The 12753-nt window shown below is 71.3% G+C and carries 10 protein-coding genes and 1 riboswitch; of the genes, 4 read left to right on the top strand and 6 right to left on the bottom strand.

The genetic code is table 11. The features are described 5' to 3' along the window. Positions 1–8: 8 nt before the first annotated feature. Positions 9–944: a GNAT family N-acetyltransferase gene (locus AB0A90_RS27930; RefSeq protein WP_357253727.1), complete on the top strand. Its 936-nt coding sequence runs from the start codon at positions 9–11 to the stop codon at positions 942–944. A 78-nt stretch (positions 945–1022) separates the two neighbouring features. Beyond that, complete coding sequence (locus AB0A90_RS27925) at positions 1023–1271, top strand: hypothetical protein (protein WP_357253725.1); 249 nt, start codon at positions 1023–1025, stop codon at positions 1269–1271. A gap of 56 nt (positions 1272–1327) precedes the next feature. Here the strand turns inward: AB0A90_RS27925 and groL are convergent, their stop codons facing one another. Both groL and AB0A90_RS27915 read right to left on the bottom strand, forming a co-directional pair. After that, a complete protein-coding gene (groL, locus tag AB0A90_RS27920; RefSeq protein ID WP_030490078.1) occupies positions 1328–2950 on the bottom strand; it encodes a chaperonin GroEL in 1623 nt (540 codons plus the stop codon). A 475-nt stretch (positions 2951–3425) separates the two neighbouring features. Beyond that, positions 3426–3629 carry a cold-shock protein gene (locus AB0A90_RS27915; RefSeq protein WP_088950422.1) on the bottom strand — a complete coding sequence of 68 codons (204 nt, stop codon included), beginning with the start codon at positions 3627–3629 and terminating at the stop codon, positions 3426–3428. A 282-nt stretch (positions 3630–3911) separates the two neighbouring features. On the opposite strand from AB0A90_RS27915, the gene AB0A90_RS27910 reads away from it, so the two are divergent. Then, complete coding sequence (locus AB0A90_RS27910) at positions 3912–4442, top strand: GNAT family N-acetyltransferase (protein ID WP_357253722.1); 531 nt, start codon at positions 3912–3914, stop codon at positions 4440–4442. Between the two features lie 179 nt (positions 4443–4621). On the opposite strand, the gene paaN is transcribed toward AB0A90_RS27910, so the two are convergent. After that, a complete protein-coding gene (paaN, locus tag AB0A90_RS27905; protein ID WP_357253720.1) occupies positions 4622–6295 on the bottom strand; it encodes a phenylacetic acid degradation protein PaaN in 1674 nt (557 codons plus the stop codon). Positions 6296–6473: 178 nt separating this feature from the next. Between paaN and AB0A90_RS27900 the strand changes: the two genes are divergently transcribed. Then, positions 6474–8666 carry a hypothetical protein gene (locus AB0A90_RS27900; RefSeq protein ID WP_357253719.1) on the top strand — a complete coding sequence of 731 codons (2193 nt, stop codon included), beginning with the start codon at positions 6474–6476 and terminating at the stop codon, positions 8664–8666. Between the two features lie 9 nt (positions 8667–8675). Here AB0A90_RS27900 and AB0A90_RS27895 read toward each other — a convergent pair whose 3' ends face one another. The 3 genes from AB0A90_RS27895 to AB0A90_RS27885 all read right to left on the bottom strand — a co-directional run bounded on the left by AB0A90_RS27895 (position 8676) and on the right by AB0A90_RS27885 (position 12615). After that, positions 8676–9695: a GNAT family N-acetyltransferase gene (locus tag AB0A90_RS27895; protein ID WP_357253718.1), complete on the bottom strand. Its 1020-nt coding sequence runs from the start codon at positions 9693–9695 to the stop codon at positions 8676–8678. Between the two features lie 375 nt (positions 9696–10070). Beyond that, complete coding sequence (thrC, locus tag AB0A90_RS27890) at positions 10071–11357, bottom strand: threonine synthase (RefSeq protein WP_357253716.1); 1287 nt, start codon at positions 11355–11357, stop codon at positions 10071–10073. A 10-nt stretch (positions 11358–11367) separates the two neighbouring features. Next, positions 11368–11503, bottom strand: a riboswitch (SAM riboswitch). Positions 11504–11646: 143 nt separating this feature from the next. After that, a complete protein-coding gene (locus tag AB0A90_RS27885; RefSeq protein WP_357253714.1) occupies positions 11647–12615 on the bottom strand; it encodes a DMT family transporter in 969 nt (322 codons plus the stop codon). Positions 12616–12753 lie beyond the last annotated feature (138 nt).

Here is a 12753-nt window from a genome sequence, read left to right as displayed (position 1 = left end):
CGGCGACCATGGACGCCGAGATCACCGTCACCGAACTGACCCCCGACCTGGCCCCCGCCGTGGCGCGGCTCTGCGAGCAGGCCCTCGATCTGCCCGAGGACGCCGCCGAGGCGGCCCCCATCGTGGACGTGCTCTGGCCCCGGGCCGCCGCCGACCGTTCGGTGGTGGGGCTGGGCGCGTACCGGGGTGTGGACCTGGTCGGGGTGCTGCTCTGCTCGGTGTCGGCGATCGAGCCGGGTGTCGGGCACGTGGACCTGGTCGCGGTCCTGCCGGAGCACCGCCGCCGGGGCGTCGGTCGGGCGCTGCTGCGGTCGGCCGAGCAGGCGCTGGCCGAGCGCGGAGCGACCGAGGTGTTGCTGGCCGGCAACCCGCCGTACTACGCGTGGCCCGGCATCGACGTCCGCTACACGCCTGCGGTCTGCGCCGCCCTCGCGCTCGGCTACCAGCAGGACCGAACCGCCTGGAACATGACCGCGGACCTGTCGTACGACGGGTCGCCGGCCCTGCGGTCCACCGAGGCGGCGGAGCGGCGGCTGGCCGGTCAGGGCGTCACCGTACGTCGGGCGGAGCCGGCGGACCTGCCGGCGTTGACCGCGTTCGCCAGGTCCACCTTCGGCGGTACGTGGGACGGTGAGCTGGTCGGGTCGGTGGGGCGCGACGACGCCGGCTGTCACCTGGCGGAGCGGGACGGCGAGGTGCTCGGCTTCGCCGCGTACGGGTCGTCCCGGCCGAGCTGGTTCGGGCCGATGGGCACCGCGCCGGCAGCCGAGGGGTCGGGCATCGGCGGGGTGCTGCTGCGGCGGTGCCTGCGGGATCAGCAGGCGGCGGGGCTGACCCGGGCGGAGATCGGCTGGGTGGGGCCGGTGCCGTTCTACTCGGGCAGCGCGGGTGCCCGGATCGAACGGGTCTTCTTCCTGTACCGGCGAACCCTGCCGGTGGCGTAACCGGGGCAAAAGGGGCATTGCCTCATTCGCCCGCGTCGGCCATCGACGCCCCCTACCGTTTTGGTAGAGGAGGCAGCCATGACCACGGATGACGACCAGACCGAGGACGGCCCGCCGATCACCTGGAAACCGGTAGGCGAACTCCCCGGTCACGTGCCGTTCGACCGGCTCGACTACGGCGACGCCGAGCAACTGGCCGAGATGACCACCGACGGCGAGTCGGCGGTCGTCGAGGAGCCACGGGAGATGGTGGACGCGCCGATCAAACTGCTTCCGCCGTACAACCGGGCACAGAAGCGGCGCAACCAGCGCCCACTGCCGACCTGACGACGAACGGGGCGGACCGCGTCAGCGGCCCGCCCCGTTCGGTGTCGGAACTGGACTCAGAAGTCCATGTCCCCGCCACCCGGGCCAGCCGGGGCAGCCGGGGTCTTCTCCGGCTTGTCCGCGACAACGGCCTCGGTGGTGAGGAAGAGCGCCGCGATGGACGCGGCGTTCTGCAGCGCCGAGCGCGTCACCTTGGCCGGGTCGATGATGCCCGCGGCCAGCAGGTCGACGTACTCGCCGTTGGCGGCGTTGAGGCCGTGACCCGCTTCGAGGTTACGGACCTTCTCCACCACGACGCCGCCCTCAAGGCCGGCGTTGACGGCGATCTGCCGCAGCGGGGCGTCCAGCGCCACCTTGACGATGTTCGCACCGGTGGCCTCGTCGCCGACCAGGTCGAGCTTGTCGAAGGCGGTCTTGCCGGCCTGCACCAGCGCGACGCCACCACCCGGGACGATGCCCTCCTCGACGGCGGCCTTCGCGTTGCGAACGGCGTCCTCGATGCGGTGCTTGCGCTCCTTGAGCTCGACCTCGGTGGCCGCGCCGACCTTGATGACCGCAACGCCGCCGGCCAGCTTGGCCAGCCGCTCCTGCAGCTTCTCCCGGTCGTAGTCGGAGTCGCTCTTGTCGATCTCGGCCCGGATCTGGTTGACCCGGCCCTGGATCTGCTCGGCGTCACCGGCACCGTCGACGATGGTGGTCTCGTCCTTGGTCACCACGACCTTGCGGGCGCGGCCCAGCATGTCGAGGCTGGCGGCGTCGAGCTTGAGGCCGACCTCCTCGCTGATGACCTGGCCACCGGCGAGGATGGCGATGTCGGTCAGCATGGCCTTGCGGCGGTCACCGAAGCCCGGCGCCTTGACGGCGACCGACTTGAAGGTGCCACGGACCTTGTTGACCACCAGGGTGGCGAGGGCCTCGCCCTCCAGGTCCTCGGCGATGATCAGCAGCGGCTTGCCCGACTGCATGACCTTCTCCAGGATCGGGAGCAGGTCCTTCACCGACGAGATCTTGCTGTTGGCGATCAGGATGTACGGGTCGTCGAAGACGGCCTCCATACGCTCCGGGTCGGTCATGAAGTAGGCCGAGATGTAGCCCTTGTCGAAGCGCATACCCTCGGTGAGCTCCAGCTCCAGCCCGAAGGTGTTGCTCTCCTCGACGGTGATGACGCCTTCCTTGCCGACCTTGTCCATCGCCTCGGCGATGATCTCGCCGACGGTGCTGTCGCCAGCGGAGATGGAGGCGGTGGAGGCGATCTGCTCCTTGGTCTCGACGTCCTTGGCGAGCTTGGACAGCTCCTCCGAGACGCTCGCGACGGCGGCCTCGATGCCCCGCTTCAGGGCCATCGGGTTGGCGCCAGCGGCCACGTTGCGCAGGCCCTCGCGAACCAGGGCCTGGGCCAGGACGGTCGCCGTCGTCGTGCCGTCACCGGCAACGTCGTCGGTCTTCTTGGCGACCTCCTTGACCAGCTCAGCGCCGATCTTCTCGTACGGGTCCTCGAGCTCGATCTCCTTGGCGATGCTCACACCATCGTTGGTGATGGTGGGGGCACCCCACTTCTTCTCGAGCACGACGTTGCGGCCCTTCGGGCCGAGGGTCACCTTTACGGCGTCGGCGAGCTGGTTCATGCCCCGCTCGAGGCCGCGGCGCGCCTCTTCGTCGAAAGCGATCATCTTGGCCATACGGCGTTGTCCTCCTGGACACTCACGGGCCACCCGAGTTGTGTGCCCCGGATGGGCCGCCTGGTGTACGCACCTTGGGACGTCGCCACCTGGCGACGACGACGTCCTTCGGCCGGGCCGGATAGCCCGCGACGACCGGCCATGTGTCGCCCCGGCGTCTCCACGCCGGTGCAACCTGGCCCCACCGTCCCGACCGCTGGCACTCGCGGTATGCGAGTGCCAATGACTTGTTTAGCACTCTCCCCTGGCGAGTGCAAGCACGATGGGGCCGCTCAGCCGAGTTCCGCGGCCAGTCCGGCAGTGTTCACCGGCGCCTCATGGGCGCGCCGCTCCACGTACGTCACCAGCAGACCGATCAACTGGGCAAGGTGGGCCGGCAGGCAGGTACGGCGGTGACCCCGATCACCGCCACCGCCCCGACCGCGGTGCGCCCGCGTCGCGGCCCCGACGCGCGGGGCCGATCGAGGAGGGAAACTCAGGCGATGACGCGTACGTGTTCGGCCTGCGGGCCCTTCTGGCCCTGGGCGATCTCGAACTCCACCCGCTGGCCGTCGTCCAGCGCCTTGTAGCCGTCCATCTCGATCGCGGAGAAGTGAACGAAGACGTCCTGACCGCCGTCGACGGCAATGAAGCCATAGCCCTTTTCGGCGTTGAACCACTTCACGGAGCCCTGTGCCACGGTGCACTTCCCTCACTATGCGCGGTGTTGCCTGACCTGGCGCACGGCACGGCCGGACGCCGACCGGCCACCACCTCAGCGATCGATGGCGACCATTGAAAAAGGTGACCGAAATCGCACGCTACACGAGGAGTCAGCGCCGCGCACGGCCACAAATCGGGCATGCTCTGGGGCGCTCCGATTGCGCTGGACGGTCGGGTTTCGGGCCACCGGATCCAGGGCGGCGACTGCCGTACACAGCTCGGCCGTGACGGCCACCGACGCTGTGATAGGCATGCGGGCATGACCACCGACACGGGCGCGACCGCCCTCCGGCGGGCGGAGATCCGCCGGGTCCGGCCGGAGGACGCCGCCCGGATGCGGGCACTGCGTCTGGAGATGCTCGCCGACGCACCGTTGGCCTTCCTGGAGACCCTGGCGGACGCGGCGGCCCGGCCGCACACCGAGTTCGCCGCCCGGGTCGCGTACACCGCGACCGGCCCCGGCAACGCGCAGTTCATCGCCGACCCGGGTGGCCGGCTCGTCGGACACGCCGGTGGCACGGTCTCCCCGGGCGAACCCGGGCTCACCGTGATCTACGCGGTCTACGTCACGCCGGCCTGGCGGGGGCACGGGCTGCTCGGTGAGCTGATCGACGGGGTGGCCGCCTGGTCACGCGCCTGCGGCCGAGGGGAGTTGCTGCTGGAGGTGGTGGTCGGCAACGACCGCGCCTACCGCGCCTACCAACGGCTGGGCTTCAAAGACACCGGGGTACGCGTCCCCCACCCCACCATCCCCGCACTGACCGAACTACAAATGCGCCGCCCCGCCTAACCCCGAAAACCGGAAACCCATCCCACGGCAAAACCCCGGTGCTGCTGCCCCAAAGCCGGCAGCGCCTGAGGACAGCCTGCCCACAACAGGTTTCCGGGGGGAGCCCGCCCGCGGAAGGATCAAGCCTGACCGCCTGGAGCGGGTGGGCTCCCCCCGGAAACCCCAACCGCAACTAAAAATCAGACGTGACGCCGCGACTGCACGATCCGGAACCGGTTGGCCACGTACGCCCCGTCGGTCAGCGCGGCGTTGGCCGCCGCGTTGGCGCCACTGCCGTGGAAGTCGGAGAACGCCGCCGACTGGTTCACGAAGACCCCGCCGGTCAGGTTGCAGGACAGGTGCACCCCGACCTCGACCGCGACCGCCTCGGTGGCGTCCAGCACGGCCTCGTCGGTGGAGTAGACCCCCGCGGTGAGCGCACCCTTCTCGCCGACCGTGCGGCGCAGCAGCTCCAGGCTGTGCGCGGTGGAGTCGGTCGCGATGGCGAACGAGATCGGCCCGAACCACTCCCGGCCGTACGTCTCCGCGTCGTCCGGGGTCAGCTTCACGATCGTCGGGGTACGCACCACCGCGTCGGCGTACGACGGGTGGGCCACGGCCCGTGACTCCAGCACCGGCTCGCCCACCTTGGTGACCTCGGCCAGCCGCTCCAGCACCCCGTCGTTGACGATGGCGCCGGTCAGCTCGACGCCCCGGGCCGGGTCGGCGGTGAGCTTGCCGACGGCGGCGGCGATCCCGCCGGCCACCTCGTCGAAGCTCTTGTGCCCCTGGTCGGTCTCGATGCCGCCGGCCGGGATGAGGATGTTCTGCGAGGTGGTGCACATCTGACCGCTGTACAGGGTCAGCGTGAAGCCCAGGTTGCGGCACATGCCGGCGAAGTCGTCGGTGGAGTCGATGACGACCGTGTTCAGGCCGGCCTTCTCGGTGTAGACCGACGCCTGCCGGGCGTGCGTCTCCAGCCAGTCGCCGTACTCGGTGGAGCCGGTGAAGTCGACGATCTTCACGGCGCGGTGCAGGGCCAGGTCGCTGGCGAGCTTCTCACCGGGCGCCTCGGCCGCCAGCATGATCAGGTTCGGGTCGAACCCGGCCTCGGCCAGCACCTCCCGGGCGTACTTCACGGTGATGGCCAGCGGCAGCACCGCGCGCGGGTGCGGCTTGACGAGCACCGGGTTGCCGGTGACCAGCGAGGCGAACAGCCCCGGGTACGAGTTCCAGGTCGGGAAGGTGTTGCAGCCGATCACCAGCGCCACCCCACGCGGCACCACGTGGAACGTCTTGGTCATCCGCAGCGGGTCGCCCTTGCCGGCGGCCTTCTCCCAGCCGGCCGTGCCCGGGTGCCTGGTCATCTCGGCGTACGCGTACGCCAGCGCCTCCAGCGCCCGGTCCAGCGCGTGCGCGCCGCCGGCCTGGAAGGCCATCACGAACGCCTGCCCGCTGGTGAACTGCACCGCGTTGGCCAGCTCGAAGATGTGCTTGTGCAGCCGGTCGAGGATCTCCAGGCAGACCCCCACGCGGGCCTGCGGGCCGGCGTCGCGCCAGGCCGGCAGCGCGGCGGAGGCGGCGTCGATCAGCTCGCCGGGGCCGGCGTGCGGGTAACGCACCGCCAACTCCACCCCGAACGGGCTCGTCTCGGTGGCGACCCGAGCGCCGGTGCCCGGCTGGTCGAGCGGGAAGTCACCACCGAGGTACGCCTCGAAGGCGGCCTTGCCGTCGGCGGCGGCGGTCTCGCCGTACACCCGGGGGCTGGGAGATTCGGGATAGGCGGACCAGTAGCCCCGCTCCGTGATCGCGGTCAGCGCACGGTTGAGGGTGTCGGCGTGCCTGTCGTACAGGGGCTGCGGGGTCTCCGTCATGCCCGCCATCATGCCTGAGTCCGGTCCGCGAGCAGTAGCGCGAATGCCGGACAGCGGCTCATGCCTGAGCCCGGCCCGCGAGCAGTAGCGCCAATGACTGACAGCACCGGGGTTGCCCGGGCCGGCAGCGGGTAACCGCGGGCCTCCGGCCAGGAAGCCGGCCAGGAAAGGGCGGCGGGTGAGGATCACCGAGATCCGGGTGCACGGGGTCGCCAACAAGGGGCCGGAGACGATCCTCGACCGCCCGATCGTCAAGCGGGTCGCAGGAGACGACAACGCCGGCTTCTACCGGCCGCGGCCCGGCTACGGTCCCCAGTCGGATCGCGACGGGGTGGCGGTTGAGGCGTACCGCTGGAGCCGGCTGACCGGCGGCACGGCGACCCGGACGTTCTCCCTGGTCCTCCTCCTGCCGTTCATGCTCAGCAACATCGCGGTGTGGATGCTGCCGGTCACCGGTCGCGGCGGCTACGCCGCCCGGGCGCTGTGCCGGCTGCTGGCCGCGACGATGACCGCGATGTACGTGCTGTCCACCGTCGGGGTGTCCCTCGACCTGATCGCCTGGCAGTGCGCGGCCTACCCGAGGTGCCTGGAGGGGCGGCGGGAACTGTCCTGGCTGGGCGACGTGCCCCCGGGGCAGCGGCTCGCGCTGCTGGCCGCACTGCCGATCATCGCGATCGTCCTGATCTGGCGGCTCGGTGCCCGGACCTGGCAACTCCCCGAGGACAGCGACCACGCGCCCGGGGTGGGTGCGGACCGGCTCGACGCGCCCGCCTTCTGGGACACCCGCTCGCTGCTGCGCCGCCTGCGCTCCGTGCACGTCGCGGTGGCGCTGGGCACGCTCGATGTGACTCTGCTGCTGGCTCTGGCGCCGCACGACGCCACCCTGCCCGGCTGGCTGCTGCTGGCCGCGGTCGTGGCGCTGCTCGCCGGCGCGGTGGTGCTGCTCTGCCGGCCGGCGATAGAGCGGGGCGGAGAGCAGGACCAGCGGAGTTCGCGGACGATCCGCTGGGTGGCCGTCGCGCTCACCGCGCTGACCCTGGGGTACGCGTTGCTGCCACGGCCGCCGTGGAAGGCCGAAGGGATGTTGCCGGGGTACGGGATGCTGGCCGCCGGGCTGTTCGCCGGGCAGGTGGTGCTGCTCGCGATGCTCGGCCTGGTGGTCGTGGTGCAGCGCCGTTCCCTTCCCCGCCCCCTCTTTCGGCTGGCCGGGGTGGGCGCGCCGGTGCTGATAACCGTCGCGATCGGGTTGGGCGTCGCCTACGACTCGGGCTTGACCTACGGGCTCGCCGAGTATCTGGACCGTGGTTCCAGCCCGACGCCGGCAAGGCCGCTGCCGCCTGGTGCGCCTCCGCTGTCGCCGCCGATTGCCTTCCGCTGGGCCACCCTCGGCTTCTCCCTCGCCGTGCTCCTGGTGGTGGTGACGGCCCTGCTCCGACCCCGGATCGGCCGGGATCGTCGCCGCCGAGAGGCCGAGGAACTGGTTCGGCAGGACTATCCGGAGGCCTCCCGGGCGGCCCCGGAACGGGTCCGGGCCGTCCGCGACGCGATCATGCGCGCCCGACTCACGGATCGGCTCGGGCCGCTGCTGGCCACCGCGTACGTGGTGTTGGCGCTGCTCACTCTCGCGGCGGCGGGGCTCTCGGTGATCGGTCCCGGGCCGGGTGCGCTCGCCCTCCGACTCGGCGGCGAGTCGCTGGCCCGTCCGGTGATCTTCGTGACCGACCTGGGCGCCCTGCTGATCGGGCTGTTCGCCGTGCTCCTCGCCGTGCTGGGCCTGGTCGCCTACCGATCCGGCGCGATCCGGCTGGTCGGGGTGCTCTGGGAGCTGGCCACCTTCTGGCCGCGTGCCGCACACCCGCTCGCCCCGCCGTGCTACGTCGAGCGGGCCGTCCCGGAGTTGACCCGCCGGATCGGGCAGCTCACCGCCGACGGGAACGCGGTGGTGCTGTCCGGTCAGAGTCACGGCAGCGTGCTCGCGGCGGTGACGGTCCTCCAACTCCCCGACCACTGCCGCCAGCGGGTGGCCCTGCTCACCTACGGCACCCCGCTCGGAAACCGGTACCGGCGGATCTTCCCCGCGTACGTCAGCGACGAGATGTTGCGCGACGTCGGCAGCCGGTTGGCCTGGCGGTGGATCAACCTGTGGCGGTACACCGACGCGGTGGGCGGACCGGTGTTCGACCCGCCCATCGACGGACCCGACGACCCGGCCGCCCACGTCGACCGTCGGGTACGGGATCCGAAGGGACTCCTCATTCCACCGACGGACACCGTGCCCCCTCCGGTGCAGGGCCACCGGTACACGCCGGACGACGACTTCCAGGCCGCGATCCGCGAGCTGGTCGAGCGCTGGGAACGGCCGGACGGGTGACCGCCCGGGTCAGAGCGTGAGCTGCCAGTCGGTCCAGGAGTCCACCGGGCGGAAGCCGAGCTGCTCGTTGATCGCCACCATGTAGCCGTTGCTGGCCGCGTTCCAGGTGTCGATCACGCGGACCGCCGGCTCGTGGGTGAGCAGGTGGTGCAGGTTCTCGGCCTTGGCGATGAGGCCGAGCCGGTGCCCACGGTGGGCCGGGTCGACGATGGTGATCTGCTGGTACGCGTGCCAGTCGGCGGAGGCGCCCACGTCCAGCAGGGTCCAGGCGACCAGCCGGCCGGTCGCCTCGTGGCGCATTCCGAGGTGGTAGCGCCGCCGGCCCCGGGCGTCGAACGCCCGCTCGTTGCCGCGGATGCGCTCGGCGTCCACCTGCTCCGGCTCCCACTGCACGTCACCCATGGGCGCGTCCATCATCAGCCGGCCGTCGAGGTAGGCGATGTCCGCGACGTACTCCTGCGGGGTCGCTCCCTGCCAGCAGACCGATCGGTAGCCCTCGGCCCGCGGTTGGGCCTCGGCCAGCGCCGCCCGGAGCGCGATCCGGTCGATCTCGTCGACAACGAGCCGGCGGCGTACCTCGGCGAGGGCGGGCTGGGCGCCGGTGGCGGCGGCGAACGCGTCGCCCGCCCCGCTTCGGGCCGGCCCGCCGGGCAGCGCGGAGACGGCCATCGCGACCATCCGCTTGCGGCCGCGCTCGCGGAGCAGGCGCACCCCGTACTCGTGCAGCGCCCGCCCGACGCCTTGCCGCCGCAGATCGGGATGCACGGTCAGCTCCGCGCCGGCGTTGTCGGTGTTGTCGAGGTAGGGCAGGTCCAGTTGGAGGTGACCGGCCGGCACCCCGTCGAGCCGGGCCAGCGCCCAGAGCGACTCGACACCGGGCATCGGCGTGTGGAAGATCGCGTCGAAGCGTCGCCGGCAGAAGGGTGGAAGGTCCGGCAGATCGGCGTCTTTGGCCGCCGCGCCGATCAGGTACGCCTCGTCGACCGCGGCTCGGTCGGTGCCGTCGAACGACGCGATCGTGATGCTCATGGCGCTGAGCGTGCGCCCGGAAAAGCGATCGGGCCAGCGAATTACTCGCTGGCCCGATCGAACGTGGTCGGGAGGGACACTCGCACAACGCCTCCGGCGTTGGGTCGCAAGAACTTCAAAAGTCTTCGGCGAAATGCCCTCCCGCACGGAGCATCTTGCGCCGTCCGGTTCCTGCCGTCAAGTCCGCAGCGGCGGGTTTTCCACACTCACAGCGAAATCTCAGTCACAGAGTGATCCACTCGGATTTCCTGGGAACGGGGTGTCCGGGCCGGACGGACACCGCGCCTTCCAGGAACCCGAGTGGATCAACCCCAACCGACCGACGGCCGCCGGCGAACGGCCACGGGCCGGCCGGCGAGCGGGTGGCGGGGTGGGTCAGCCGAGGAGGCCGGCGTCGCGGGCGGCGCGCAGCGAGGGCTTGATGTGGTGGGTCGGTCCGACCTGGCCGGCCACCGCGTCGACGGTCTTCAGACCTTCGCCGGTGTTGAACACCACGGTCTCCGCGGTCGGGTCGAGCCGACCGGATTCGACGAGCTTGCGGAGCACCGCCACGGTCACCCCGCCCGCGGTCTCGGCGAAGACGCCCGTGGTGCGGGCCAGATCGCGGATGCCGGCGCGGATCTCGTCGTCGTCGGCGTACTCCATCCAGCCGCCGGTGCGGCGGACCGCCTCCAGCGCGTAGACGCCGGCGGCCGGGTCGCCGATGTTGAGCGACTTGGCGATGCCGGTGGGCTTGACCGGGATGATCGTGTCGGTGTCCGCGTGCAGCGCGGTGGCGATCGGGTTGCAACCCGCGGACTGGGCGCCGAAGACCTTCCAGCCGCCGGCCGGCGCCTCGACCAGGCCGATCTCCACCAGCTCGGAGAACGCTTTGTCGATCTTGGTGAGCAGCTCGCCGCTGGCCATCGGGATGACCACCTGCGCCGGGATGCGCCAGCCGAGCTGCTCGGCCACCTCGTAGCCGAGGGTCTTGGAGCCCTCCGCGTAGTACGGCCGGACGTTCACGTTGACGAACGCGGTGTCCTCGAACTCGTCGGTCTCCACCAACTCGCCGCAGAGCCGGTTGACGTCGTCGTACGAGCCGTCGATGGCGACCAGCTCGCCGCCGTAGACGGCGGTGGTGATGACCTTGCCCTGCTCCAGGTCACTGGGAATGAAGACCACCGAGGGCGCCCCGGCACGGGCGGCGTGCGCGGCCACCGAGTTGGCCAGGTTGCCGGTCGACGCGCAGGCGAACCGGGTGAAGCCGAGCGCCTTAGCGGCGGTGAGGGCAACCGAGACGACCCGGTCCTTGAACGAGTGGGTCGGGTTGGCGCTGTCGTCCTTGACCCACAGCGGCGCGGTGATGCCCAACTCGGCGGCGAGGTGCGGGGCCGCCACCAGTGGGGTCAGCCCCGGGTCGAGGGTGACCCGGCTGGCTGGGTCCTGCCCGGCGGGGAGCAGTGCGGCGTAGCGCCAGATGTTCTCCGGGCCGGCCTCGATCTGCTCACGGGTGACGGTGGCCAGGGCGGCGATGTCGTAGTCGACTTCGAGGGGGCCGAAACACTCGTAGCAGGCGTGCTGGGCGACGAGCGGGTAACGGGCCGAGCAGGCCCGACAGACCAGGGCGCGGGCGGGGCTGGCGGAGGTGTCGATGCCGGAGGCGGCGAGCGTCGACGTCATGTCGAGGGTCCTCTCATCTTTCCCCACATCGCACGGTGCGGCGGGGACGGAATTGGCACCTGCCCCGCGGGTCGCTCAGCGGTGAGCGCGCAGGGTGGTTGCCGGGGCGTCGTCGGGCCGTATCCCTCAGCCCCTCTGGATGAGGTATGCAGTTGTGCCGTCGAGTCTAGGCAACTATCTCCGTGGCCTCTACCGCGGATCCCACGCTGTGAGCCGAACAACTCAGCGAGTCACCGGCGGCGGCGCCTACCGTCCCCAGCTGCGGGGCCCGGGGGCGCCGGCAGGTGGGTCAGCGGGCGCTCACCGCGACCGGGTCGACCACGGCGATCTGGTCCGTGGTCGCGGTCGACTGCGGCGGGGACGAGGGCCGGATCCGAGGCCGGGTGGCGAGGTTCGCGGCGACCAGCGCACCGATCGTGATGGCGGCTCCGACCAGCTCGATGGGCTCCGGGCGGTAGCCGCGGGCGATCTGCACCGCGAAGGTGGTGACCGGGACCAGGTTCATGAACAGCGCCGCGTTGGCGGCACCGAGCCGCTGCACACCGGTGTTCCAGGCCAGGACCGCGATGACCGCGCCGACGACCACCGCGTACGCCAACTGTGGGGTGACCGCCGCGAGGTCGGCGGCGGCCGGCGCGTGCTGCCAGCCGACGGCGTCCGCGCCGATGCTCGTGACCAGCATGGCCGCCGTGCCGGCGAGCGCCGTCAGGGTGGTGAAGCGCAGCGGGGACCAGTCGCCGAACCGGCTGGCACCGTGTGTGTAGATGCCCCAGCCGAGGACCGCGCCGATCATCATCAGCCCACCGAGACCGAACTGGCCGAGCCCGGCCAGGCTCCCGCGGGTGATCACCAGGCCGACTCCGAGGAGCGCCACCAGGGAGAGGGCCAGCAAGAGCGGCTTCGGCCGTACGCCGTCGCGCGCCCAGCGGACCAACTGGGTGATCAGCGGGGTGGTGGCCACGAACAGGGCGATCTGCTGCGGGGCGGCGTGTTCGAGCGCCAGGTTGGTGAGCACGTTGAAGCCGGCGAAGCCGACCACGCCGAGCAGCACGATCTCGCCCGTCCGGCCGCCGTGCCGCAGCGCGCCGGAACCTTCGCGGAGCAGCAGGATCGCGACCAGGATGGCGCTGGCGAGCAGGTAGCGGGCGGTGGTGAGGTTGAGCGGGTCGACCCGGGTCAGCGCACTGGCCAGGACCGGGAACATCACGCCCCAACCGAGCACGGCGAGCAGCGGGTAGGCGGCGGCACGGGGTCGCATCGTCAGCTCCAATGTTCGAGTATCGTCGAACCAACGACACCGACCCTAGGGCGTGTCTTCAAAGGCTCACAACCATTGGAGTAGCGCGGCGATGGTGACTGTGGCCTGGAACGAGGTCGCGGTCTTGTCGTAGCGGGT

The sequence above is a fragment of the Micromonospora sp. NPDC049204 genome (genome assembly GCF_040647935.1).
In the GTDB taxonomy this organism is placed as follows: Bacteria; Actinomycetota; Actinomycetes; order Mycobacteriales; family Micromonosporaceae; genus Micromonospora.
This window is presented reverse-complemented; position numbering and strand designations above follow the sequence as displayed.

Bases quoted from the DNA above. Each gene is read 5' to 3' on its own strand.
- AB0A90_RS27930 (WP_357253727.1), top strand. From the start codon at position 9: ATGGACGCCGAGATCACCGTCACCGAACTGACCCCCGACCTGGCCCCC.
- AB0A90_RS27925 (WP_357253725.1), top strand. From the start codon at position 1,023: ATGACCACGGATGACGACCAGACCGAGGACGGCCCGCCGATCACCTGG.
- groL (WP_030490078.1), bottom strand. From the start codon at position 2,950: ATGGCCAAGATGATCGCTTTCGACGAAGAGGCGCGCCGCGGCCTCGAG.
- AB0A90_RS27910 (WP_357253722.1), top strand. From the start codon at position 3,912: ATGACCACCGACACGGGCGCGACCGCCCTCCGGCGGGCGGAGATCCGC.
- paaN (WP_357253720.1), bottom strand. From the start codon at position 6,295: ATGACGGAGACCCCGCAGCCCCTGTACGACAGGCACGCCGACACCCTC.
- AB0A90_RS27895 (WP_357253718.1), bottom strand. From the start codon at position 9,695: ATGAGCATCACGATCGCGTCGTTCGACGGCACCGACCGAGCCGCGGTC.
- thrC (WP_357253716.1), bottom strand. From the start codon at position 11,357: ATGACGTCGACGCTCGCCGCCTCCGGCATCGACACCTCCGCCAGCCCC.
- AB0A90_RS27885 (WP_357253714.1), bottom strand. From the start codon at position 12,615: ATGCGACCCCGTGCCGCCGCCTACCCGCTGCTCGCCGTGCTCGGTTGG.